This is a genomic window from Vibrio sp. 1751, from assembly GCF_033339895.1.
Classification (GTDB): Bacteria; Pseudomonadota; Gammaproteobacteria; order Enterobacterales; family Vibrionaceae; genus Vibrio; species Vibrio alginolyticus.
The window spans coordinates 60,167-86,367 of sequence record NZ_JAWOVM010000007.1 but is presented as its reverse complement, the minus strand read 5'-3'; the positions used below and the strand labels follow the sequence as shown (position 1 = coordinate 86,367).

The window sequence follows — 26,201 nt, the reverse complement described above, 5'->3', positions numbered from 1 at the left end:
TCGCTTGTTTTACGGTCCTAAAGCAATACTAAAGTCGTTATGTATTGCTTGTAATTATTTGTATAACCAGTGATTTAGTGTCTATATTGATTTAGGTTGTACATTATAAATATAAGGATATCTATGAGTCAGTGGGCAGGCCGGTTTCGCATTTTATTGCTGGTCAACGTTGTTGTCAGTTTTATGGCTTTTTCTCAAGAGTTATTCACAGAGAAACCAAATATTCCTTCAGGCTTAAATCCAGAATATGCTGGCACACAAGCTTGTGCAGAGTGCCACCAAAACGAGGTGGAGGCTTGGAAAGGGTCACATCACGATATGGCCATGAAGCATGCAAGTACAACCTCTGTACGTGGTGATTTTGATAACCATGTTGTAACGCACAAAGGAATGCCTAATCGTTTTTTTAAAAAAGGCGGCGAATATTGGGTCAACATTCAAGGCTCTGACGGGCAATGGCATGACTATAAGATCAGCTATACATTTGGCTGGGAGCCATTACAGCAGTACATGGTCGAGTTTGAAGATGGCCGCGTGCAGCTTATTCCTTTTGCTTGGGACACAAGAGCTAAAGTTGAAGGGGGACAGCGTTGGTTTCATCTTTATCCAGAAACGACAACAACGGATGAATTCTATTGGACCAATACCGGGCAAAATTGGAACTTCATGTGTGCTGATTGCCATTCAACGAACCTAAAGAAGAATTACGACGCTGACAAAAACACTTACAACAGCTCATGGTCAGAGATTAATGTGGGATGCGAAGCATGCCATGGTCCCGCTAGTCAGCACATAGAACTGGCCAAGAAATACAAAAATGCTGGCACTTCTTTTGAGCATGACAGCCATTATGGCTTTGATCGAAATTTGTCTAAAGCAGTGTCGGATTGGGTGTTTGAGGAAGGCCATAGTACGTTACAGCCGAAATCAATTGAAGCAACCAATCAAGTGCAAACATGCGCTCAATGCCATAGTCGCCGAACCCAGTTAAATGAAACAGGTGATCATGTTAAAGGTTCTTTTTTTGATAAATATCGCTTAAGTCTTATAACACCTGAACTCTACTATCATGATGGACAGATTTACGACGAAGATTATGTTTATGGTTCGTTTCTTCAATCTGAAATGGCGGAGAAGGGGGTCACGTGCACTAATTGCCATGATCCACACACGGCAGAGTTAACGATCCCAGAAGAGGCAGTATGTTCGCAATGCCATATTGCATCGGAATATACACCTGAAAAGCATACCTTTCATAAGGCTGGATCTGAAGCATCGCAATGTACGACTTGTCATATGCCAGAAACGACTTACATGCAAGTCGATCCTCGTAGAGACCACAGTTGGCATATTCCACGACCGGATTTGAGCAAACACATTGGAACGCCCAATGTTTGCATGTCATGCCATGAAGATAAAAGCAATCAATGGGCCGATGAACAGATAGCAGAATGGTACCCGAATTCGAAGTATCGTAATCAACAACATTTTGCTGTCGCATTTTATGCGGATTCAATTGGTCATCAAGGAGCAGCAAATGCGTTGGCATACTCTGCTCAGGATTCGTCGTTAAAAGACATTATTCGTGCTTCAGCCCTGGAGAGAATGGGGGGCAACACTGACCAAAATACAACAGTATCTTTGGCTAGGGCCGTTAAGAATGAGAATGAAATGGTTCGATTAGGGGCAATTTCAGGCTCGTCTGGTTATGAATTTCATGATCGGTGGCGGATTCTAGAGCCATTGCTTGGTGACCCGGTGCTTTCAGTGAGAGCGGAAGCTGCCTCGGTGCTGGTAGCGAACTACGCACAAATGACCCCTTTACAAAAAGATATCATTAAATCACCTTTAGAAGAGTACATGGAAATTCAAGAGTTTAATGCCGATCGTGGTTTCGGAAGAACCAATTTGGCGAATGTGTACCGCAGCTTAGGTGAAATCGACAAAGCGGCCGAGCTGTATAAACAAGCGATCAGCATCGAACCCTATTTCGAAAATAGCTACGTTAACCTAGCAGATTTGTATCGTCACCTAGGTAAAGAAGAAGCTGCGCTCACGGTGCTACAACAAGGGATGAAAGCTCAACCTAAATCCAGCACGTTACCATACAGCGCAGGTCTTTCTTTGTTGCGTCAAGGCAAAGCTGATGATGCGAAAAAGCTACTTAGACGCGCCGCAGAAATTGGTGAAACTAATGCGCATTATTGGTACGTGTACGGTCTAGCTTTAGAAAAAAGCGATGTTCTAGAAGCCAGTAAAGCGTTGCAAACAGCATTTGAAGTCGGTGGCAATCCACAACACTTGTTTGCTCAATGCGAGGTTCTAGCGAGAAATCATAAAAAAGGTGCTGTCGCTTTTGCTTTCGATAGGTGCATACAAGAGCTTAGTCACTATGCACCTAAACAAGCTATTGATCAGCTTAAAGCCTCTATTGTTGGGGTCAATAGGAGATAATTACCAAAAGTGGAGCTTTTATCGCTCCACTTTTTTTCTTACTTAGTTTAATCAGCGTCTTTCGCTAATCTCAGCCCCATGTCGGACATGATGACTGACTGGCTAGCAAAATCGCGACGATAGTTTTCGGATTCGTCAGCATCATAGGCAAAGCTACCACCTCGTACAGACTTGTGTGCAAGGCTTTCTTTTTCATCTTTTGCGTTTACCGGATTATCACTTGGTGCTGATTTGTAATAGCCTTCATCAAACGCATCAATAACAAACTCACCAACATTACCCGTCATATCGTATAAGCCAAGCTCATTCGGTTTTTTCTGACCTACCTTGTGTGCCTTATTGTTTGAGTTACTGGCATACCAGGCAACGTCGTTAATATCATCAGACCCCGCGTAAGTGAATCCTTGACTTAGATTCCCCCCTTTCGCTGCAAACTCCCATTCTGCTTCTGTGGGTAAACGATAGTGCTCTCCCGTTTTTTCATTCAATTTCTTTATAAAATAATTGGCTTGTTGCCAGCTAATGTTATTCACGGGCGTATTTGGGTTTCTAAAATAACTCAGAGAAGAGCCTGTAACCGATTCGAATAACTCTTGGGTTACCTCAAATTTTGCCAAATAGAAATCTTCCACGCGAACGGTGCGAGCCGGGCGCTCGGATTTATTTGCTGATGGATTATCCGAGCCCATCATAAATTGTCCACCTTCAATAAGAACCATATCTTGATCGATTTTTTGAGCAAGAGGGCTAGGTTGTGTTGTTGCACATCCAGTGATAATTAGCGAAATCGAAATAGTGGCACCAAGGTAAAGAGTATTACTTTTGGAATGCTTCATAGGGGAGCTCCATCAACATTTATGATCAAAAAATTTTATCAGGCAAGTCTATGAAAAACAGTTATACACACTATAACAAGCGCCACGAATAATTGAACATTATCATCACACTAGGCGATTAACTTAATGATTAGTCTTAACGCCGTTGGGCGCAGGCTAGCAACTAAGAAGGTGATGAATGCACATAACTCAAGGTCCGCAGTTCAATGGAAAAGCATCCAAGCGATTACATGTCATGGCGAAACCTATCGGTGCAGTGTGCAATATCGATTGCACCTATTGTTACTACCTAAGCAAACAAGATTTACTTGAGTACAAGCCAGGCTGCTCACCAGTCATGGATGAGGAAACGCTCGAGACCTATATCCGTCAATATATAGCGGGACAAAATACACCTGAAATTATTTTCTCTTGGCAGGGTGGTGAGCCGACAATGCTAGGTTTGGATTATTTCAAGACAATTGTTGAGCTACAGAATAAATACCGTCCCGATGGCATTGCGATCTCCAATGATCTCCAGACTAATGGCACACTGCTTAACGATGAATGGTGTGAGTTTTTAAAGGCGAACAACTTTCTCGTCGGTTTAAGCATTGATGGTCCAGAAATGATGCATAACGCTTATCGAACAAACCGAGCTGGTAGAGGCACATTCCGGCAAGTCATGAATGCGGTTGAACTATTACATAAGCACGAAGTAAAGTTTGCTACGCTCACTTGTGTTAACAACTTGACCGGCCGTAACCCACTTGAAGTGTACCGATTCTTGCGAGATGAAGTACGCTCCCCTCAAATGCAGTTTATTCCAATAGTTGAGCAGAAAACATTCAGAACAACCGCCCCTCAAACTTGGGAGCCAAACGAGCAACTAAAGCAAGGAGATAAACGGTTGATCCCAGGTCATAAAGATGCCGTTGTTGAGCCTTTTTGCGTTGCGGATGAAGCATGGGGAAATTTTCTGATCGCGATTTTCAATGAATGGGTTTTACACGATATCGGCAACGTGTTTGTGCAGTACTTTGAAGCCAGTATCGAAACCTGGATGGGCAGAAAAAACCCACTGTGTACGTTAGGTGAAATCTGCGGGAAGGGCTTAGCAATGGAGCCTAATGGTGATGTGTTTGCGTGTGATCATTACGTGTACCCAGAATATAAGGTTGGAAACATTCATCACGAAAAGCTCGATACGCTCGCTTATAGCTCTGAGCAGCAGAAATTTGGGTTTGCTAAAAGTCGTACGCTGCCCCAACAGTGCCTTCAATGTGATTATCAATTTGCATGTTTTGGAGAATGTCCCAAAAACCGTTTTATCCGTACTAGGCAAGGTGAGCCTGGTCTTAATTATCTCTGCGCGGGTTGGAAGAAGTTTTTTACCCATGTTGATCAGTCGATGGCGTACATCTTACGAGCGACAGGTAACCCAGTGGTTCACGGTAAATACAGTGACCAGATTCTACACCAGCAAGCTACTCAAACACAGACTGTGTTTGAAACGAAGTTTTAAGATAGTCACTACGCCTGCTACAGGCCCGGAAATGAAAGAATATAGGTTATTGAATGCAAAAAATTAAGCTGCTCTCTAAATCATTACTCGTGATCTCGATCGGCATTGCTACGAGTCAAGCCGTGGTGGCACAAGAAACAACATTGCTAGACCCAGATCAAGTATCGCCGACAACGGTTGTCACTCCACAAGAAGCTCAAATGACACCGGCGCAACGAGTCGAAAAGCTGTCTTATGATGCGCAAAATAAAAAGTTGTCTTCAGAAAAACGTATTGATGCTTTACGTGAGTTAGCCAACTATCCAAGCCAAAATGCATTGGTTGCAGTTGCGCGTGGGTTGCAGGATGAAGATGCAGGTATTCGCGAAGCTGCGATCGTGGGAGCACAACCATATATGATTGAGCACCGTTGGCGTTTGATTTCACCATTATTGAGTGATGACGCCGCCATGGTGCGAATTACAGCAGCGATTAACCTCGTTCGAGATTACGCCAATTTGAGTTCAGAGCAACAGCAGTCACTTGAAGGGCCTGTTTCAGAGCTGACAGCACACTTGTCCAGTAAGAACGATAATGTTTCCAAGTTATTACTTGCAGACGTTTACCGTTGGCATCGTGATTGGGATAAAGCGGCGCTGATATACCCAGAGTTAACTAAGCTTGAGCCAAACAACCCTCAAGTTTGGTTAAGCTATGCAGACAACTTCCGAGCGCAACAGCTAGACCAAAAAGCTATCAACGTGCTTGACGAGGGCATCAAGCTAAATTCAGAAGATGCCTCGCTGCATTATTCTAAATCTCTCGCTTTGGTTAGATTAGACAAAAAGAAAGAAGCGGCGTTTGAAATAGACAAAGCTGCGACGATGGCAAAGACGAACAGTTACTTTTGGTATTTAAATGGTGTTCTGCAAGAAGAGTTAGACTTGAAGAAGTCTGTCAACGCTTTTGAGCAAGCGTATTTGATATCCGGTGCTCCAGAACAATTGTATGCCGTGTGTGACATCTATGTCAGATACGGCAACCCTAAAACGGATGACTGTTTAACAGAGCTAACGAAGGTCGCTCCCGACTATGTTATTGAAGAGCTCAATCAGAAAAAGGGACGTAAAAGTGCCTCTACATCAGTTGAAGCCAATGAATTTAAACTCTAATCGGTAAATTCCATGTTCCTATTTCAATAAAATAGTGAACCAATTTAGTGACGGTGTCACTCTTTGGTGGCCGTTGGATATGTCAGTTCAATATGCGCCTGTTTCAATTGAACTATACTTTTGATTGGATTCGCACCTAGCACCTCAATATAAGGAATTAAGATGGCTATAAAGTTAAAGACGATTGTCTTAGCAACAGGTTTTGCTCTGTCTAGTTACGCTGTTGCTGCTGATATGCAAGATCCACTTCCGTCATGGAACAACACTGACGCTAAGCAAGCTATTATGGCGTTTGTTACGAAAACAACGACCCAAGGTTCGGATTCCTATGTTCCTGAAAGCCAACGAATCGCGACGTTTGATAATGATGGAACACTTTGGGCAGAAAAGCCTGTTTATCTACAGTTGTTTTTTGCGATCGATAGAGTAAAAGAAATGGCCTCTGAGCATCCTGATTGGAAGACAACCGAACCCTTTGCTTCCGCATTAAAAGGTGACATGGAGGGGATTGGTAAACAAGGACTCGAAGGTGTAATGAAGCTTGTTATGGCAACCCATTCTGGAATGTCTACTGAACAGTTTCATCAAGAAGTTAAGGAATGGTTGAAAACGGCTGTCCATCCAACAACGGGTAGACCATACACTGAAATGGTCTATCAACCTATGCTCGAACTGCTCGACTATTTAAGAGCGAACGACTATCAGACCTACATCGTTTCTGGAGGCGGTATTGAATTTATGCGCGTTTGGGCGCCGGAAGTATACGGCATTCCAACGCAAAACATCGTGGGGACGACGTTAAAGGCGGAATATCAAAGTGTTGATGGAAAACCTACCATCCAACGCATGCCGGAAATAGACTTCGTCAATGACAAAGCAGTAAAGCCTGTGACGATTCAAAACTTCATTGGCAAACGTCCGGTCATGGCGTTTGGTAATTCTGATGGTGATTTACAGATGTTAGAGTGGACGAAAGCAGGTTCAGGTCCAAGATTTTCTGCGATTATCCATCACACGGATGACAAGCGCGAATGGGCGTATGATAAAGATTCTCATGTTGGTAAGTTAGATAAATCGTTTAAAGTAGGTGAAGAGCAAGGTTGGCTATTTGTCGATATGAAACAAGATTGGAATCAAGTGTTTAAAGAGAGCACTAAATGATAATCTTTGTTTGACCATAAATTGCTGCAACCAAACAATTGCAACGAAATAAAAGGCCTCACAATTGAGGCCTTAGTTAATTCCACAGTAGCTTCGATACCTAGGGTCTAGTTTCTAGGTTGCTGTGTCATTGTTTCTACCACTTTTTCAATACTTAACGAGCTACCTTTCGTTGCAGGGAACTCCTTAAATGTCTCTAGGAACTTACGCACGATAGCTTGAGCAGGAACGAACATCCACATTTGATCAGCGTAAAAATGTCTGACGTAAAGTGCTGCATCTGGACCGACCTCAAATGGATCCATACGAAGGTTTACAATCAAAGGCCAACTAGGTGTTTTGCGGTATGCCTCATTAATGGCACCCTCCATAATACTGAAGTGGATCTTCCAGTCTTTATAACGAACGGCGTTTAAATTACCACCAGCATCGAAGTAAAAGATTTCTTTGCGTGCGCCTTCATCAGCTTTACCAGTCAGCAGATCAAGTTGGTTGTAGCCATCTAAATGTGCTTTAAAGGTTTTGCCCGCTGCTTTATGACCCTTCAATAGTTTTTCTTTCACATCAGGTTCGCCCACAGCTGCTAGTAGAGTTGGCATCCAGTCTTCTTGTGAAAAGATATCGTTGATAACCGTTCCTGGTTTAATGTTTCCAGGCCAGCGTACCATCATCGGAATGCGGAATCCGCCTTCCCAAGTCGTACCTTTTTCGCCCTTGAACGGTGTAGTACCACCATCTGGCCAGGTAAATTTCTCAGCGCCATTATCAGTACTAAAAACAACAATGGTGTTATCTGCTACGCCTAGCTCTTCAAGTTTATCAAGCATGACACCTACTTGATCATCTAGGTCCATCATGCCATCGGCGTATAAGCCGTAACCTGACTTCCCTTGATATTCTTCACTCAAATGTGTCCAGACGTGCATACGGGTTGAGTTATGCCAAATAAAGAATGGTTTGTCTTCTTTTACTGCTTTTTCCATAAATGCCAAGCTAGCATCCATGAACTCTCGGTCTACGTTTTCCATACGCTTACGAGTAAGGGGACCTGTGTCCTCGATTTTGCCATCCGCAGTCGCCTTCAACACGCCTCGAGGTCCGAATTTTTTACGAAACTCTGGATCTTTTGGATAAAACTCAGACTCAGGCTCTTCTTCCGCGTTTAAATGGTATAGGTTACCAAAGAACTCATCAAACCCATGGTTAGTTGGTAGGTGCTCATCTTGATCACCAAGGTGGTTTTTACCAAACTGACCAGACACATAGCCGTGATTTTTAAGTAACTCTGCGATAGTAGGATCTTTCGATTGAATACCCTCTTTTGCGCCGGGCATACCAATAGTCAATAGACCGGTACGAAACGGATGTTGACCCAGAATAAATGAGGCTCGTCCGGCAGTACAACTCTGTTGTGCGTAAGCGTCTGTGAAAATGGCACCTTCATTGGCGATTTTATCAATGTTAGGAGTCTTCCCTCCCATCATACCATTGTGATACGCACTAATGTTGTATACACCTACATCGTCACCCCAGAACACAAGGATGTTGGGCTTATCGGCAGCAAAGGCTGTGGACGCAGCTAATGTACCGACCAATGCCATTACCTTTTTAATCGAGTTTCGCATGAAAATCCTCCGCGATAAATGAATCCATTATCGTTATATAACGTTACTAATTGTGTTCATCATGGCGAAGTCGAGTGAGATGACACCAAATGAGACAATGTAGTTAGTTGAATATAGTAGAGGTTTTTTGTTGCTTCCAAGTAATCCCTGTTTTTCAAAAATGTTAATTAACATGAACTAGACTTTAGTGTGTTTTAAGTGTGATAAGACGCACTTACAGGATTGAATTTCAATGAAAGGCGACACTATGAAAAATAAACTAGCAACTATCCTGTTTCTATGTATCCCGTTAGAAGTGGTTGCGGAAGAGACACCAAATGTCGTGGTAATGTTGGTTGATAACCTTGGGTGGGGGGAACTAAGTTCCTATGGGAGTACCAGAGGTGTTGAAACTAAAAACTTAGATCAACTTGCTAGAGAAGGTGTACGCCTTACTAATTTTAATGTGGAACCGCAATGCACGCCAACTCGCTCCTCATTCATGACGGGGAGGCGAGCGCTTAGGTCTGGGACAGATAAGGTTGTTTGGGGAGTGCCTTACGGTATGGTGAACTGGGAGATAACCATTGCAGAGAAGTTTAAGGAACAAGGATATAACACGAGCCTTTACGGGAAATGGCATTTGGGAGACCAAAAAGGGCGCTTTCCAACGGATCAAGGCTTTGATGAATGGTATGGCATTGCAAATACGACGGATGAGTCAGAATATAGCTCTCAACCCGGTTATAAAGCTATATTACCTAAACCTCAAATCCTTTCAGCTAGAGCAGGGCAGGATCCTAAAGGGGTCAAAGAATATAATTTGGACTCACGTAGAACGATTGACAGTGAGCTAGTTGAACATGCCACAGATTTTATAAATCGAAATGTGAAAGAGAATAAGCCATTTTTCTCTGTAATTACTTTTACTCAACCACATTTACCGACGCTACCTCATCCTGATTTTATTGGTAAAACAGGCAAAGGAAATTACTCAGATGTGTTAGCTGAGATAGATTTTCGAGCTGGGCAAGTTATTGGTGCAATAGAAAAAGCAGGAATTAAAGACAATACACTAGTGATTTGGTTTTCTGACAACGGTCCAGAGTGGCATATGCCATACCAAGGCTCTAGCGGACCATGGCGTGGTGCGTACTTTACGGCTCTTGAAGGCTCTCTCCGAACACCATTTATTGCCTCTTGGCCTAACCACATCAAACCGGGCAGAGTGAGTGATGAAATTATCCATGTTGTGGACCTATTTGCCTCACTTTCTCATGTCGGTGGATACAAATTACCAAGCGATAGAACAATAGATAGTATTGATCAGTGGGCCTTTTTAAAGGGAGATAGTGAAAAGTCTAATCGAGATGGTTTTATCGTTAACAATGGCTCTGAAACCTACGCTTATAAGTGGGAAAATTACAAGATGCACTTTATTGATCAAGATATCATGCCGGAGAAAGGGCGCCCATTACAGATCCCTGAAATATACAATTTGATTGATGACCCTAAAGAGGAGTTTGATTTAAGAAATAATGCCACATGGTTATTTCCTATCATGATAGGAAAGAGAGTAAAGTTTGAATCTTCCGTTGCAACAAGCTGCGATACGATTCCTTTCCCTGCTCCATTTGGATATAAGCCCGATTGTAGCAAGGGGAATTTCAATCAATTTCCAGTGGATGGGTTACGCCAGAAGTAGTTTACCCCAATGGCTCTTTCTCGCATACATGAGGTATGTTTTTGGTTCAATATCTCATTAGAGCCATTTAGGGCCATGTTTTTTCTAGTTTCATTTGAACAGTCACATTCGTCGACCATACTTAAAGTTCGTTGTTTCATATGGGGCGAATTATGCAGCCAATACTCTACATTCAAGTCGGTAATGTTCTTTGGGCGGTTTTAAGTGACGGTTCTTGGATCCAAACGTTGCCTAACGAACAATTAGTTCCAGAAGTAGAGGTGGTTGTTCTTAATACTGACATTCTCGATATTGCATTTAATGAAGATACAACAAGTGAGGATGAATCGAGTTCGAATGATCTTTTAATTGCATCTCAAAACGGTATTGAATCCACTTTTAATCAGAGCGTTCGAGATTTTAGTGAGTCTTCTGGCGGGTTAAGTTTTGTTGCCTATATTCGCGCTGTTTTACCTGAGCAACTCGTTTCTAATGGCTATGTTACTAGGCCAGCAGTGCAAGAAAGAGAGAACCCAACTTCTGAGACTCAGGCTCCTGAGCGGTTGAATCCCGATGCTATATTAACGGTGGATATTCTTGATGGCGGCGATGGATACGAAAACCAGTTTGAAGTTCCTAGTGTCACGATTCAAGGTGACGCACTCAAGATAAGCGATGAGTGGCTTGTTACTATCACCATTACCGACAGCCTCAATAATTCCATTACTGTTACAACGACCGTAGAGAATGAGGCTTATACCCTATCAGACGTTGATCTGTCTTCTCTTGCTGAAGGGCCGCTTACGGTGACTTCTGTGGTTTCTGACATTTATGGCAATAACCTGAACGCCGTCGATACGACCATTAAAGATACGCTTGCAACGGTGAACGTCAATTTTGATGGTGGAGGGGATGAGTATTTAAATCAGTACGAAATCGCGACTACTCGCCTCGAAGGGACGATTGAAAACATTGAAGATGGCCAGCGTATCCAAGTTACGGTAACCGACTCGTTAGGAGCGGTCATAAACTTAGAAACGGTGGTGACTGGTGGAAGTTGGTCTCTGGACGACGTTGACCTTTCTGGATTGTCTGAAGGTACGCTGACCGTTGTTGCTGAGAGTATAGATATAGCGGGCAACCCTGCAACCAGTGAAAACACCATCATCAAAGATACGCTCGCAAGTGTGACGGTGGACGTTGACGATGGCGGAGACGGCTATTTAAACATTGAAGAGCGCCAATCTGTCACTTTGTCAGGGCAAGTCAGTGATGTTGAAAATGGTCAGACGGTTTCTGTCACGGTTCAAGACAGCTTGGGGGCGATGCTCTCGTTCAATGCCGTTGTCGTTGATGGTATGTGGCAAGTCGAAGGGGCGAACTTATCCACGTTAGCCGATGGGGCGTTAACCGTATCTGCCTCCGTGAATGATGTGGCGGGCAACCAAGCGAAAGCGATGGATGAGGCTACGACCATAGATGCCACTGCTCCCACCATTGATATCGATACGGATTTTTATATTAGAGGTGGTCTTGCCATTGATGATTTCCGTGAGGGTATAGTCACGGAAATGAGAGGGACAACCAGTGGTGTAGAGCAAGGTTTGGCAGTGACGATTCGGGTAAGTGACGGAGACAGCACGCTGAATTTTACTGGCCTCGTTGATGCATCAGGTTCGTGGACAGTAACCGGAATTGACGTAAACACTCTCAATCTAAACAACACGTGGACCATTGAAGCAGAAGTGTTGGATGCCGCCGGCAACCACGTGGTCGATACCATGCCGACAATAGTGCTACCCGGTTCAACGGTATTTTCTGAAAACATCGTTGGATTTTTTGGTGAGCAAAGCAGCTCGGCAGCCATCAACATAGAAAATGGTGTGCCAGCACTGCATGCAGAGCAACCAAGTTTGAGCGCGCTTACATCGGTCGGTCAATCTATAAATGTTGTTGTTGCAGAAGATGGGTTGAGCTTACAAGGAACATCGACTGACGACCGATTAGTTTTCTCAGCAGAAGTCAATGATGATGGTACGGTTCAAATTACTTTTTATGAAGCGATTGATCATGGTGTAGGTCAAGATGAGCTGGTGACTAACGTATTGGTTGAAAGCATTCAAAGTGATGCTGACGGCACACAAGAGGCTGTTGTGGCTCCCCTAGAAATCGCCATCCTTGATGCCGATCCAGTGATCGAAAATGAGTCATATAGTGTAACCGAAGGCCAAGTCATTTCTGGCAATGTACTGGAGAATGACATTGATATTGATGGTGACTTGTACATTCGATATGTCAGAGCCGGAGGAGAGATCCAGTCTGTCCCTGATGGTGGCTCAGTAAGTTTTAGTCTAGAGAAGGGTGAATTAACCGTATTTTCAGATGGCTCTTGGCAGTTGAATGCCAGTCGCAACTTAGATCACACGGTTGAGCAAAGTCTCGTTTTTGATTATCTCGCAGCCGATGATTCAAAAGATTACGGTGTAGCAACCGCAACTATCGACATTATAGATGGCCAAGCGGGTTATGTAGGCAGCGCTACTATAAACGCAGCAGAAGTACCTCTGGGAGAGGCATTATTAACCACCGAAGGCAGTGTTAATGTGATTGCTGGCTCTGATAACCCTGATCCGACTAGTTTGTATTTTGGTGGGGCATCCATTACTAAGTTAGAGGCATTAGGGCTTACAAGCTCAGTCTCTGATAATGAGCTTAGCTACACGTTAAGTTCCAGTGGAAAGCAAATCACAGCATTTGCTAATGGTGTCACTGTATTTACGTTAACATTGAGTGGCATTGAGTCGGGTAACGATGTACTAGCTTCAATCTCGCTTACTCTTTATCATCCTATCGATCAATTCAATAGTAGTGATACGGTCACTTTCCCGCTGACCATTGGAGGGACAGATCTAGACTCCACACCGCTTGTAGAGAATGAAATTGATTTCGTGTTGAAAGATGGTGTTGATCCTACGTTGAGCAACTTGACTGTTGTTGCAATGGAAGAGATTAATCTAGAAAGTGGGGCAATCTTTAAGACTGGGAGCCTTCAACTCGATATCGGGAGTGATTATGTTGACTCTCTTCGATTTAGCGAATTAAACCAGCCCACATTAGTGAGTAGTGAAAGTGAGTTGCTTTACCGTCTGTCTGATGACGGTACGACAATTACTGGCTATATCTTAGAAGGTGGGGTGGAAGTAAATATTTTTCAATCGAAACTATTATCCACATTACCTGTAGAGTCGAGTAGTGAAATAGAGTATTCCTTTGAATTATATCGCTCTTTCGATCTGTCAAAAGATCAAATCCTGGATATACCATTGTTAGTTAATGCAACAGATTCAGACGGTGACACCACCTCCGTAACATTGGATATTACCTTAGAGGCAATTGAAGGTTTGAACGATGATGCCTCTTTAACGGTGGATATTCTTGATGGCGGCGATGGATACGAAAACCAGTTTGAAGTTCCTAGTGTCACGATTCAAGGTGACGCACTCAAGATAAGCGATGAGTGGCTTGTTACTATCACCATTACCGACAGCCTCAATAATTCCATTACTGTTACAACGACCGTAGAGAATGAGGCTTATACCCTATCAGACGTTGATCTGTCTTCTCTTGCTGAAGGGCCGCTTACGGTGACTTCTGTGGTTTCTGACATTTATGGCAATAACCTGAACGCCGTCGATACGACCATTAAAGATACGCTTGCAACGGTGAACGTCAATTTTGATGGTGGAGGGGATGAGTATTTAAATCAGTACGAAATCGCGACTACTCGCCTCGAAGGGACGATTGAAAACATTGAAGATGGCCAGCGTATCCAAGTTACGGTAACCGACTCGTTAGGAGCGGTCATAAACTTAGAAACGGTGGTGACTGGTGGAAGTTGGTCTCTGGACGACGTTGACCTTTCTGGATTGTCTGAAGGTACGCTGACCGTTGTTGCTGAGAGTATAGATATAGCGGGCAACCCTGCAACCAGTGAAAACACCATCATCAAAGATACGCTCGCAAGTGTGACGGTGGACGTTGACGATGGCGGAGACGGCTATTTAAACATTGAAGAGCGCCAATCTGTCACTTTGTCAGGGCAAGTCAGTGATGTTGAAAATGGTCAGACGGTTTCTGTCACGGTTCAAGACAGCTTGGGGGCGATGCTCTCGTTCAATGCCGTTGTCGTTGATGGTATGTGGCAAGTCGAAGGGGCGAACTTATCCACGTTAGCCGATGGGGCGTTAACCGTATCTGCCTCCGTGAATGATGTGGCGGGCAACCAAGCGAAAGCGATGGATGAGGCTACGACCATAGATGCCACTGCTCCCACCATTGATATCGATACGGATTTTTATATTAGAGGTGGTCTTGCCATTGATGATTTCCGTGAGGGTATAGTCACGGAAATGAGAGGGACAACCAGTGGTGTAGAGCAAGGTTTGGCAGTGACGATTCGGGTAAGTGACGGAGACAGCACGCTGAATTTTACTGGCCTCGTTGATGCATCAGGTTCGTGGACAGTAACCGGAATTGACGTAAACACTCTCAATCTAAACAACACGTGGACCATTGAAGCAGAAGTGTTGGATGCCGCCGGCAACCACGTGGTCGATACCATGCCGACAATAGTGCTACCCGGTTCAACGGTATTTTCTGAAAACATCGTTGGATTTTTTGGTGAGCAAAGCAGCTCGGCAGCCATCAACATAGAAAATGGTGTGCCAGCACTGCATGCAGAGCAACCAAGTTTGAGCGCGCTTACATCGGTCGGTCAATCTATAAATGTTGTTGTTGCAGAAGATGGGTTGAGCTTACAAGGAACATCGACTGACGACCGATTAGTTTTCTCAGCAGAAGTCAATGATGATGGTACGGTTCAAATTACTTTTTATGAAGCGATTGATCATGGTGTAGGTCAAGATGAGCTGGTGACTAACGTATTGGTTGAAAGCATTCAAAGTGATGCTGACGGTACACAAGAGACGGTTGTGGCACCGTTAACGATTACTATTTATGACTCTGATCCGGTGATTAGAGATGACACATACTCAGTCTTAGAAGATCAAACAATTACGGGCAATGTACTTGAAAATGATATTGATCTTGATGGAACACTTTATGTGAAATTTGTAGAGGCTGGCGGGGAGCAGAAGTCAATTCTAGAGGGGGGATCCGTAAGTTTTAGTTTAGAAAAAGGCGAATTAACCGTATTTTCTGATGGCTCTTGGCAGTTTGATGCCGGTCGAAACCTAGATCATTCGGTCGAGCAAAGTGTTTCTTTCAGCTATTTAGCTGCAGATGACTCCCAAGACTATGGCTTGGCTAACGCGACGATTGATATTAGTGATGGACAAGCAGGTTACGTAGGCAATGCGACTATAGACGTAACAGAAGTCCCTTTGGATGGCCCGATATTGAACTTTGAAGGAACTGTTAATATTGTCGCGGGATCTGACAATCCGGATCCGAGTAGTTTGTATTTCGGTGGGTCATCTATTACTAAGTTAGAAGCATTAGGGCTTACAAGCTCAGTCTCTGATAATGAGCTTAGCTACACGTTAAGCTCCAGTGGAAAGCAAATTACAGCATTTGCGAATGGTGTCACTGTATTTACGTTAACATTGAGTGGCGTTGAGTCGGGTAACGATGTATTAGCTTCAATTTCGCTTACTCTTGAGCACCCTATCGATCAATTCAATAGCAGTGATACGGTCACTTTCCCGTTGACCATTGGTGGCGTAGATTTAGATGCCACACCGCTTGTAGAGAATGAAATTGACTATGTTCTAAAGGATGGCGCAGACCCAACTTTAAATAATTTGAATGGGGTAGAAGTAAAAGAATCTGATCTCGCAAATGGAAGTGTGTTGAGCTCAGGGAATTTTCAAGTTGAGGTTGGCAGTGATTACCTCGAATCTTTGTCGTTCATCGTCTCTGAACAACCCTTGTTGACGAGTGGTGAACAAGTTGTGCTTTATCAAGTCTCTGCGGATGGCAAAACACTTGATGGTTATATTCTTGACGAAGATGGGCAAACTCAGATTCCCATCTTTCAAGCTACCCTCAATGCTTCATTACCTATTGATGCAAATAGCGACATTACCTACTCCTTTGAGCTTTTTCAGGCTCTCGACCAACAAGAAAATACTGATCCAAACGTGCCTCTCGTTGTTACTGCAATGGACTCAGACCAAGATAACACGTCGGTCGTTTTAGACATTAATGTGATGGATAACGACAATGGACAAGCGCTAATCAATAGTGGCAATGTCGAGTTGACCGAAACACCTGTCGATACAAACATTGCTCCTGATGGGGTTTCAGCCATAGCGAATACGGATGTGATAGTTACGTCATCATTCGATCCGATTGTGTATCTGGGTGTTGACATAAATGATGGAGATACTGTCAAAACTACGCTTGGTGATGCTGTTACTTATAACGGAGAGGCTGTCACTTGGTACGATAACAATGATGGAAGCTTTGACGCAATTTCAGACACTGGAGACGTTGTATTTAGGGTCACGTTACCTAGTGACTTCTCTTTGCCATCAAATGATACGTCTACCGTTAATGTAACTGTAGAGCTTTATCACTCGCTTGACCATGTTTTAGGTGATGGGACGCAATTGTCGATCTCTATGCCCATCGTGGCGAGAGATTCTGATGGAAGCGAGATCTCTACGGAGTCCAACATACTGGTCTATGATGGCTTGTTTCCGGAACTAGTAATTACAGAGGGAATCACAGTCAATGAAAGCGGGTTGAATGATGATTCGCTTGATTCTGGCATCGAGGGCTCGTCACCATCCATTACGCTATTACAAGGTTCAGACTCTATCGCCAGTGTGAGCGTGAATATCGATATGTTCAATGCGCTCGGCTATAAAACAAGTAGTGGTAGCCTGGTTTCGCTTGATTCACCGGACTCGAATGGTTGGTTATATGCAAGAGATGAAAGCGAGCAAGACGTCTTTAGAATTAGATTTAAAACCGATGGGACTGTCGAGTTTGATCTATACCGTGCACTTGAACACGATGAACCTGACGGTGTTCCAGCGGACGAGAACACATTAGAACTCAGTTTTTCAATTTATGCCGTTGATAAGGATGGCGACCAGTCTGAAGCTGAGACATATACCGTTAGTGTAGTAGATGATATCCCTGAAGACACAAGCTCACCAATAGAAATTGAACTTACCGAGGGGGATGAGTTTTCGGGAAACTGGTTTAGCAATAATGCCGACTTAATCAGTTCAGATGGCACGTTGATTTCAAGTTTGACCTATGCAGGTGAAACATACGATACGGCGAGTTCGGTATTTAGCAATGATGCTTGGACCATCGATTTAATCAATAGTAGTGATGGTAACTTAAAATATGGAACGCTGACTATTGCTCAAGATGGGACATTTACGCTAACTACCGAGCTTATTGTTAATACGCCTGTAGGTGGTTTGCTTGATGATCTAACGATAACTGTGACGGATGCAGACGGTGACCAAGCAAGCAGTGAAGCTCAATTAATTCTTGATGATGCCAGGGGTTTTATTCGAACCGTTAATGTAGATACGTTAGAAGATAATGGCGCGAATAATAGTGGAGACCCCACGCCAGTCGCGTTACCGATTAGAGTTTCTCCTGGGGATACGGAGAATAATGAGCGTGTTGAAGCGATAAGGATCTCTGTTGAATCTCTACAAGGAGGGGCTCTGTTTTTAGACGGAGTGCGCCTTGAAGATGATGATAATGACGGATTTATTAGTCTTTCTGGTACAGAGCTAATGGGGGTGGGTATATTCACCGTTCCAAATGGTGATCTCACTTATCAACCAGCGCTAAACCTGTCGGGCAACACTATCAAAGTTTCGTTAGCAGTGTCTGCATTAATCGTATCTGATGTCGAACCAGATGGTTTTGTATTACAAGGCAATAACACGTTAAATGTTAACGTCTTACCGGTTGCAGATTTGCCAGAGTGGTCTAATGATTCGGACTTTTCTTATCAAAGTGTTGAAGATTCCGCTGAATCACTTTCGCTCAATATTGTCGCTGAAAAGTTTGACCAAGACGGTTCTGAAACGCTCCACTACCAAATTTCGAATATTCCAGATGGACTTATATTAACACTTAACGGAAGTGCTATTGAGGAAGGGAAAGCGTATAGCCAATCCGAGTTAGATCAAATTGAAATCACATCTAACGAAAACTTAGCCGGAAGATTTACTTTTGATGTAACGGCAGTAACGACTGAATCGGGTAGTGTGTTTGCCGATGAGCAAGATAAAACAGCGGAGATCACTGAGCAAGTTGTTATCGATATATCTCCAGATGCCGATGTGCCTACGCTGACCGTTAAAAATATTCAGGGGCTTGAAGACCAAGCGATTGACTTAAAAGATTACATCCTAGGGCGGCTCACTGACACAGATGGCTCGGAGTCTCTTTCTTATCGCATAGAAGTTCAAGATGGTTGGACATTGCCTGTCGGAGCTGGGATTACGCTTATCGGTATTAATACCTACCTAGTGACCTCCAATGCTCTAGCCAATTCAGAGGCGTTACTTCAACCAAAATCGGATATCAGCTCATTTACTGAATCTCTATCCCTTCAAGTAACCGCCATTTCAACAGAGTCGACTATTGATGGCTTAGCACCTCTTAATGAAACCGCCGAGAGCCAATCTGCAACCATTGACATTAAGCTAAAAGGCGTGGTCGATGAACCAATTGTCCTAGATGGTGGACAGGGGAATTGGCAATATGATCAAGCGACTAAAGTAATTAGTAATCTCTCTACGTTAGACGAAGATAACCTGATACAACTGGATTTTATCATCCAGACATCAGACGACGATCTATCAGAAGAAATTAATATCTTGCTTCAGAACATCCCTGTGGGAACACAACTGACAGATGTAAATGGTGACCCTATTGTTCTTCCAATTGCATACGTGGACCCAATAACGGGGCCAGTTTATCAGGTCTCGAACGCTGTTCTTGAAAACACTTACCTCAAAACAGAGCAAGATTTTAGTGGAACACTGAGCATGGATGTTATCGTCGTTTCAACAGAGCCGGATGGTGATTCTGCTGAAACCCCTCTTAAAGTGGAAATGGAAATCTCACCTATTGTTGATCAAACTGACGGCCAAGAATTACAAAGCAATGGTATTGAGGACAATTTCATCACACTAAATCTTGAGCCTGTCGTTAATCAAGATATAGATTCTAGTGAGTCCTTGACAGGATACACCATTGTATCCATTTCAGATGGCTTAACACTTTACTTTGATGGTAATGCAGTAGAGGAAAGTAATTTACCGTTAGAACTCAATGAACTACTCGATGGTAGCTCGGCAACATTATCTGAGTTGTTAAACAGTGGACGAATCACTGTAAAAGCTAATGAAGACCTAAGTGGGACGTTTAGCCTGGAAGTTCAGTACGAAGTGACAGACACGTCTCCGACGATGGAGACTGATGTAAAGGCAATCAATGGCTCTTTGAGCGTCGTGGTTTCTGGAAAAGTGGATATTGGTAATGAAGATATTGACAAAACACGTTTAGAAGGCGCGACTGAACTATTCACAAGTACGGATGGGTCTGCTGTTGACGTGAGTGGAGGCATTACATTTACAGAAGCGGATATTGATGGTTCAGAGTATCTCGATTACATCGTTTTACAGATACCGCAGGGTCAAGACCTCATTGTTACTCATCCGAATGGTGCTTCTCAAGATGCCGATGGGAACTGGCTGATTCCAATGGAAGGAATCACAAGTGATAGCGTGTTGGAAACCGCTCAAGATTTGCTTGCTGGCGCATCGATTTATAGCCCATATAACACAGAGATACTTGATGTGAATGTGTTAGCGTATGTTCGAGATGGAACGGATGCTCAATACATCACAGGTCAGTTCCAAATTCAAATTACTGGCCATGAAGGAGATGGAGACCAGTGTGCTGATCCTGGTGAACCGGGAAGCGTTCAAAGTGGGGATATTGTAGGTAAAGAAGGTGAAGATGTCTCAATTGGGGCGTTTTTAAACCCTGATGTGGCGAGTAGTGATGATAACTTAGTTTCCTTCTTTGTCGCCGCAGATTCTTTACCTGAAGGAGTCGAGCTTACTGGCGAAGGTGTGATACCTGCTTATGATAATACGGGCAATCTGTTGGGTTATTCAATTTCTAGCGCTGGATTGTCTTCCTTGACGCTTACTGGCGTGGATGAGGACTTTGCTGGTTGCATTACTTTCAATTTAGAAGTGACAGAAACGGCCCCATGCGATGGTGACTCGAAAACAACCGCTCAGACCATTACGGTACAAATCTCTCCTGTTGTCGATGATATCGCGATAGCACCAAGCCAAGTTACGGTTCAAGAAGATACTATAACCAACCTGAATCTTGCTCTTGTATTGGGCGATAGTGAAGGGCCAATGCAGTCCATTACTGGAGAAGGTGACGCAGCGACTGGCCTTGAAAGTGTCAATTGGGTTTCTTTATCGGTGTCTGACGAGAATGCGCGGTTTACTGCCGTGGACCCGAGCCTACTCATTGACAACGGTGATGGAACATGGGTAGTGACAGATGTTACGCGTCTAAACGAAATTCAGTTAATCCCACCTGAAAACTACAGTGGAGAGCTTGTTATTTCCGTTGACGCAAACATTACTGATGAAGTCACGGGAAGTTGTTTAAGTACTGACAGTGCGAAAGATACTCAAACTAAATCAACAGAAGTTACCGTTACCATTGCCCCAGTGGTTGATAAAGCGGTTCTGGAAACAGAAGACGTAGTTGGTAATGAAGATAATTATATTTATTTAGGAAACTTATCTGCATCATTAATCGATCAAGATGGTTCTGAGTCGATGTCTTTGGTCATGACAGGAGTGCCAGACGGAGCCGTGTTGGTTTGGGACAATAATGGGACGTTCGAATTACTCCCTGATAACGGTTCAACGGATGGTGAGAGCAAGGAGTGGCAGCTAACTCAAGCACAACTTGATAAGGTTTACTTTCTACCGCCACTAGATTTTAGTGGGGATATTTCATTAACACTGCAAGCTATTACCCAAGAGTCTGGATCAAACGACTATAACTATACCACTTCTCAGTTCAACGTCGGCGTAAAACCGATTGGCGATGATGTATCTTTGAATACAACCTCTAACACGTTCACTGGAGATGAAGGTGATTCCATTTCGATTGACTTTTTAGCGAGCGGTTTTGAAACAAATAGCAACGAATATATAGAAGTGTCGATGTTGATCAAAGCAAGCTCTGAACCCTCTGCATTGGAAGGCTTAGGTAGGATTCGTATTGGAACTCAATTCTCATCCTTTACCTTCGATGACGCGGGCAATGCCGTGGCGACGGTATTAGTGCGAGCAAATGAAGTGTCAGGTTTGGAGTTCATTCCGAAGGATGCATTTGGAACGATGGATGTTGCTCTCAATGTTAGAACGTTTGATCAAGCGATAGTGTCAGAGACACTCGAAACCGATTTTGGAGATGTGCAAACTACCGATCTAACCATTGTTGTTACCCCTGAAGCTGATGAGCCAACACTAACGGCCGATTATCAGTCTATTGTGTCTGAAGCGTCTGGGAGTATTCCTTTGGGGTTGAGCATGAATTTAGTCAATCCTGCACCCGAAGAGTTTGGAAGTGTGGAGATTCGCGGATTACCAACAGATCTAGAGTTGAGTCATGGTGAAAGATTGAACGGCATTTATACTGTTGATCAAGAGGATGTCGCTGATCTTTCCATCGTTGGCGGGTTTAGCGGTGCAAGTGATTTTACGTTGTCGATAAAACCGATTGCAACACTGGGTGCTACAGTCGCAGAAGGTGCTGCTCAGACAGTCAATGTTACCTTAGTGGAAGAAGGGGGCCAAACATTACTTGCGACAGATGCTAATGATTTGCTTATTGGAGGAAGTGGCAGCGATGTATTCCAGTTTGACAGTTCAGGGCTCGGTAACGAGTTAAAGCCCTCGTACGATGTGATCAACGATTTCCAAATATCCGTTATTGGTGATGATAATGACACAATTGACATCGCCTCGATAATCACCGCTACCTCGATAACAGAAGTCGATAATAAGCTCGATTTAACAGAGAATGATGATGGCGTAACGCTTCACATAAAACCAGAAGAGACGGGGACAAAACAACAGATTCTTATGCAGGGCGTCACTCTCGATCAGCTTTACAAAGGTGACTCGACTGGCGTAGCCGAAGAAAATGTCTTACAGAAGATGATTGATGACAACAACTTGCTAGTAGGTGGTATGTCATGAAGCATCACTCATCCTCATCAAGTGAGCTGACTAACGATCCTTGGGGGCAATCGTTAACTTGGTTGATGCGTTATTTTGAGGTTAGACACCATACAAAAAAGGTGCTTTCTGGATTACCTCTTGTTGAGGGTAGATTGGATAGTGACTTATTCATCAGAGCCGCTGAGCGAGCCGATCTTGAACTCACATTAATCGATTTAAAATCCACCGCAATGTTGAGCTTTCCATTGGTGGTAATCAATAGGAAGACGTTACAACCCGCTATTATATCTGAGCGACATAACAGCGATTATCAAGTCACGTTATTTAGTGAAGATCAAGGTGAAACGCAATACGTCACGAGCGAGGAGCTGCATAATCAATTCCAGCCTCAAGCATGGCAAGTTTCTATGCGTCCAGAGCTGGACAAACGGATAAGTTCTATTCAAGCGGATTATAATGAACATTGGCTTTTCGCCGTAGTGAAAGAAATGTCTCCGTGGTATCGAGATCTTTTGATTGCCTCTTTCCTTATCAATACGCTAGCGCTAGTTATTCCGCTTTTCACTATGAACGTTTACGATCGTGTAGTGCCTAATCAAGCTTTCAGTACATTATGGGTTTTGGTCGCTGGTGTCTCCGTCATGATTATTTTTGATTGGCTATTGCGTAAAGCAAGGGGAGTTGTCACTGATACCGCGGGTAAGTACATCGATAACAAGCTTTCTTCGATACTTTTTTCTAAAGTTATGGGGATGAAACTTGAACACCGTCCTGCATCAGTCGGTGCATTCGCTCGACAACTACAAGATTTTGATAGTGTTCGCGATTTTTTTACTTCTGCATCTCTTGTGACCTTAGTTGATCTCCCATTTACGTTGTTATTTTTAGTCTTAATAGGTTGGCTAGGTGGGGCAATGATGTTCATACCTATTGCCGTCATGTTCACCCTGCTGATCCTTGGCTTTGCGGTAAAAGCAAAAATAGAACAATCACATACGGAAAGTGCTGCACTATCCATGAAGCGACAAGCTCACTTGTTTGATTCATTGTCCTCTTTAAAAGAGATTAAGCAAAATAACGCTACGGGAGAAGCACAAAAGCGTTGGGAGCAAACGGTATCCATGCTTTCTGATTGGCAAAATCAATCGCGAAACTATTCGAATATCGTTGCTTACTCCATTCAATCTAGCCAGCAGATAATTACCGTAATGTTACTTGTAACAGGCGTGTACAGAATTTCTGAGGGATTGCTCAGCATGGGGGGGCTCATTGCTATTGTCATGCTTAGCGGTCGTGCTGCAGGGGCGATTAACCAGTTAGCTATGCTGTTACTTCGCTATCAACAGACAAAAACAGCGGTTGAAGGCTTAAATTCTATCATGTCTTTACCTCAGGAGGCGCAACGCAGTCAGGTCATTACGTCTGCCGAATTTACAGGGAATATACGTTTAGAAAACGTGAGCTTCCAATACCCAGATGTTGATATGCCATGTTTGAGAGATATTAATCTTACTATCAAGCAAGGCGAACGCGTTGGCGTTATTGGTAGTGCAGGAGCAGGAAAGTCTACACTCCTTTCTATTATTACCAATCAACTCAGTGCCTTACAGGGTAGCGTTTATTTTGATGACATTGACAGTCAGCTTTGGCCCGCCGAATTGATAAGAGAGAAAACGGGTTGGGTTGGCCAAGATTCGCATCTTATATACGGCAGCATTATGGAAAACATAGTATTAGGACATCATGTTATTGATCAAGAACGATTACGCCGTGCGATAGAATTATCGGGTTTGAACCAGTACATGAGTCGCCTTCCTCATGGTCTAGAAACGCAAGTCGGAGAAGGAGGGCGTTATTTGTCGGGGGGGCAAAGGCAAGCTGTAGCGATTTCAAGAGCTTTTTATCGAAACCCTGCAGCATTAATTTTAGACGAGCCAACCAGCTCCTTAGACCAGCCTGCTGAGAATGCATTGTTTAATGCTCTCAAATCGTTGCCGCACTCGACGACGATGATTATTAGCTCTCATAAACATTCCTTATTATCGCTTTGTGATCGAATTGTTGTGCTTGATAAAGGCACAATTTTGAGGGAAGGAGCGCCCCAAGAAATTTTTGCTAAACAACAGTCTAACGCGAAGACGAACAGAGTACGCGCAGTATCAATTGTACGCGAAGGAGGTCAATGATGAGCACAGTTCGTTGGAGTAATGCTCATTTAGCAAACCGTTCGAGAACGTTGATTTGGTTGTCTGCCGCGTTAGTGCTGAGTGTGATTATTTGGGCCTCGTGGGCGAGGTTAGACGAAGTGGTTGTCGGCGAAGGAAAAGTTGTTCCTACTTTGTCTGTTCAGACTATTCAGAGCTTAGAGGGAGGCATTCTAAAGGAGTTACTTGTCATGCCTGGTGAAAGCGTCACTAAGGGGCAAACCATCGCTATTCTGGATGATACAAGGTTTAAGTCGACCTATTCGGAGACCTCTGAACAAGTTGAATCTTTGCTCGCCAGAAAGCAGAGGCTTCAAATTGAATTAGAAACGGTAAAAGTGAATAGCCTCCAACTGGATTGGAAACAACAAGTGAGTATCGAGCCTCAGACATTTGATATTTCGATGACCGGCCACTCTGCCTATCTGAATGCCAAAGCAAACTATCTTGAGCGGTTGAGCCAACTGGAGTCTGAGCTGGAGGAGGCTAAATTGCGAATTGAGCAACAATCGCAAGCTTATCTAGATACCTTGAATACCATTCAAACACTAAAAAGCAGTCTGGTTATTGTCTCGAAAGAGCGAGATATGCTGAGAGAGGTGGTTTCTAGTGGCGCGGTAGCTGAAGTGGAATTATTAAAACTGAATAGAGACGTTATAAAGCTCAAAGGAGACATCGCGAGTTCACAAGCTGCTGCCCAAAAGCAAAGGGCTGTGTATTCTGAATCCATCGCAGATTATCGTGGTACTGCGCTTGCTTTTAGGGCAGAGGCACAAGGGCAGCTCAATGAAGTTGTGACGCAACTAGCGCAGCTCAATGAAAGTCGTCAGGCGATTGCGGACCAGTTGAATCGAACGCAGTTACTTTCTCCGGTCGATGGAACCATCAAAGATGTTTTTGTCAGAACCATCGGAGGTGTGGTTAAGCCGGGTGAGCCTATTTTAGAAATAGTCCCTCGTAATAGCACGTTAATCGTTGAAGCGAGAATTTCTCCTCAGAATATCGCCTTCATAAGGCCTGGCCTGCCGGCAACGGTAAAGTTGTCTGCCTATGACTTTGTCATTTACGGAGGCCTAGAAGGAGAAGTGACCTACGTAAGCGCCGATGCACTTCAAAATGAAGAGGGCAATGCCTACTACCGTGCCAACGTTACTTTCAAGGTTGATGATAAGTTTACGATCATCCCGGGAATGCAGGTTGTGGTAGACATTCTTACAGGAGAAAAAACAGTACTGAATTATTGGTTAAAACCTATATTACGTGCGAAAGAGAATTCGCTCAGAGAAAGATAGACATAAGGATATAAG

General features: G+C 43.7%; 10 protein-coding genes. 8 read left to right on the top strand and 2 right to left on the bottom strand.

The window, feature by feature from the left end; all coding sequences use genetic code 11:
- Positions 1-123 precede the first annotated feature (123 nt).
- Positions 124-2,454, top strand: a complete 2,331-nt coding sequence (locus R7041_RS04680; protein WP_206949099.1) for a tetratricopeptide repeat protein — start codon at positions 124-126, stop codon at positions 2,452-2,454.
- Positions 2,455-2,501: 47 nt separating this feature from the next.
- On the opposite strand, the gene R7041_RS04675 is transcribed toward R7041_RS04680, so the two are convergent.
- Positions 2,502-3,290, bottom strand: a complete 789-nt coding sequence (locus tag R7041_RS04675; RefSeq protein ID WP_171345374.1) for a formylglycine-generating enzyme family protein — start codon at positions 3,288-3,290, stop codon at positions 2,502-2,504.
- Between the two features lie 178 nt (positions 3,291-3,468).
- On the opposite strand from R7041_RS04675, the gene R7041_RS04670 reads away from it, so the two are divergent.
- The 3 genes from R7041_RS04670 (at position 3,469) to R7041_RS04660 (ending at position 7,106) form a co-directional block, all read left to right on the top strand.
- Positions 3,469-4,794, top strand: a complete 1,326-nt coding sequence (locus R7041_RS04670; RefSeq protein ID WP_206949098.1) for an anaerobic sulfatase maturase — start codon at positions 3,469-3,471, stop codon at positions 4,792-4,794.
- Positions 4,795-4,847: 53 nt separating this feature from the next.
- Positions 4,848-5,945, top strand: coding sequence for a hypothetical protein (locus tag R7041_RS04665; protein ID WP_017634003.1), 1,098 nt, complete (start codon positions 4,848-4,850; stop codon positions 5,943-5,945).
- A gap of 162 nt (positions 5,946-6,107) precedes the next feature.
- On the top strand, positions 6,108-7,106 hold the full coding sequence (locus R7041_RS04660; protein ID WP_005385672.1) for an HAD family hydrolase: 999 nt from the start codon (positions 6,108-6,110) through the stop codon (positions 7,104-7,106).
- 107 nt (positions 7,107-7,213) lie between these two features.
- Here R7041_RS04660 and R7041_RS04655 read toward each other — a convergent pair whose 3' ends face one another.
- The gene (locus tag R7041_RS04655) at positions 7,214-8,731 is read right to left on the bottom strand and encodes an arylsulfatase (protein WP_206949097.1); all 1,518 of its coding nucleotides are present in this window, start codon (positions 8,729-8,731) and stop codon (positions 7,214-7,216) included.
- A gap of 247 nt (positions 8,732-8,978) precedes the next feature.
- Here R7041_RS04655 and R7041_RS04650 point away from each other — a divergent pair, with 247 nt between their 5' ends.
- The 4 genes from R7041_RS04650 to R7041_RS04635 all read left to right on the top strand — a co-directional run bounded on the left by R7041_RS04650 (position 8,979) and on the right by R7041_RS04635 (position 26,186).
- Positions 8,979-10,415, top strand: a complete 1,437-nt coding sequence (locus R7041_RS04650) for an arylsulfatase (RefSeq protein ID WP_225455402.1) — start codon at positions 8,979-8,981, stop codon at positions 10,413-10,415.
- Positions 10,416-10,567: 152 nt separating this feature from the next.
- The gene (locus tag R7041_RS04645; RefSeq protein ID WP_318128597.1) at positions 10,568-22,708 is read left to right on the top strand and encodes an Ig-like domain-containing protein; all 12,141 of its coding nucleotides are present in this window, start codon (positions 10,568-10,570) and stop codon (positions 22,706-22,708) included.
- Positions 22,705-24,876, top strand: coding sequence for a type I secretion system permease/ATPase (locus R7041_RS04640; RefSeq protein ID WP_064353875.1), 2,172 nt, complete (start codon positions 22,705-22,707; stop codon positions 24,874-24,876). The genes R7041_RS04645 and R7041_RS04640 overlap by 4 nt, the downstream gene beginning before the upstream one ends.
- A complete protein-coding gene (locus tag R7041_RS04635) occupies positions 24,873-26,186 on the top strand; it encodes an HlyD family type I secretion periplasmic adaptor subunit (RefSeq protein WP_047102180.1) in 1,314 nt (437 codons plus the stop codon). Before R7041_RS04640 ends, R7041_RS04635 begins: the two co-directional genes overlap by 4 nt.
- Positions 26,187-26,201 lie beyond the last annotated feature (15 nt).

Bases quoted from the DNA above. Each gene is read 5' to 3' on its own strand.
- R7041_RS04680 (WP_206949099.1), top strand. From the start codon at position 124: ATGAGTCAGTGGGCAGGCCGGTTTCGCATTTTATTGCTGGTCAACGTT.
- R7041_RS04675 (WP_171345374.1), bottom strand. From the start codon at position 3,290: ATGAAGCATTCCAAAAGTAATACTCTTTACCTTGGTGCCACTATTTCG.
- R7041_RS04670 (WP_206949098.1), top strand. From the start codon at position 3,469: ATGCACATAACTCAAGGTCCGCAGTTCAATGGAAAAGCATCCAAGCGA.
- R7041_RS04665 (WP_017634003.1), top strand. From the start codon at position 4,848: ATGCAAAAAATTAAGCTGCTCTCTAAATCATTACTCGTGATCTCGATC.
- R7041_RS04660 (WP_005385672.1), top strand. From the start codon at position 6,108: ATGGCTATAAAGTTAAAGACGATTGTCTTAGCAACAGGTTTTGCTCTG.
- R7041_RS04655 (WP_206949097.1), bottom strand. From the start codon at position 8,731: ATGCGAAACTCGATTAAAAAGGTAATGGCATTGGTCGGTACATTAGCT.
- R7041_RS04650 (WP_225455402.1), top strand. From the start codon at position 8,979: ATGAAAAATAAACTAGCAACTATCCTGTTTCTATGTATCCCGTTAGAA.
- R7041_RS04645 (WP_318128597.1), top strand. From the start codon at position 10,568: ATGCAGCCAATACTCTACATTCAAGTCGGTAATGTTCTTTGGGCGGTT.
- R7041_RS04640 (WP_064353875.1), top strand. From the start codon at position 22,705: ATGAAGCATCACTCATCCTCATCAAGTGAGCTGACTAACGATCCTTGG.
- R7041_RS04635 (WP_047102180.1), top strand. From the start codon at position 24,873: ATGATGAGCACAGTTCGTTGGAGTAATGCTCATTTAGCAAACCGTTCG.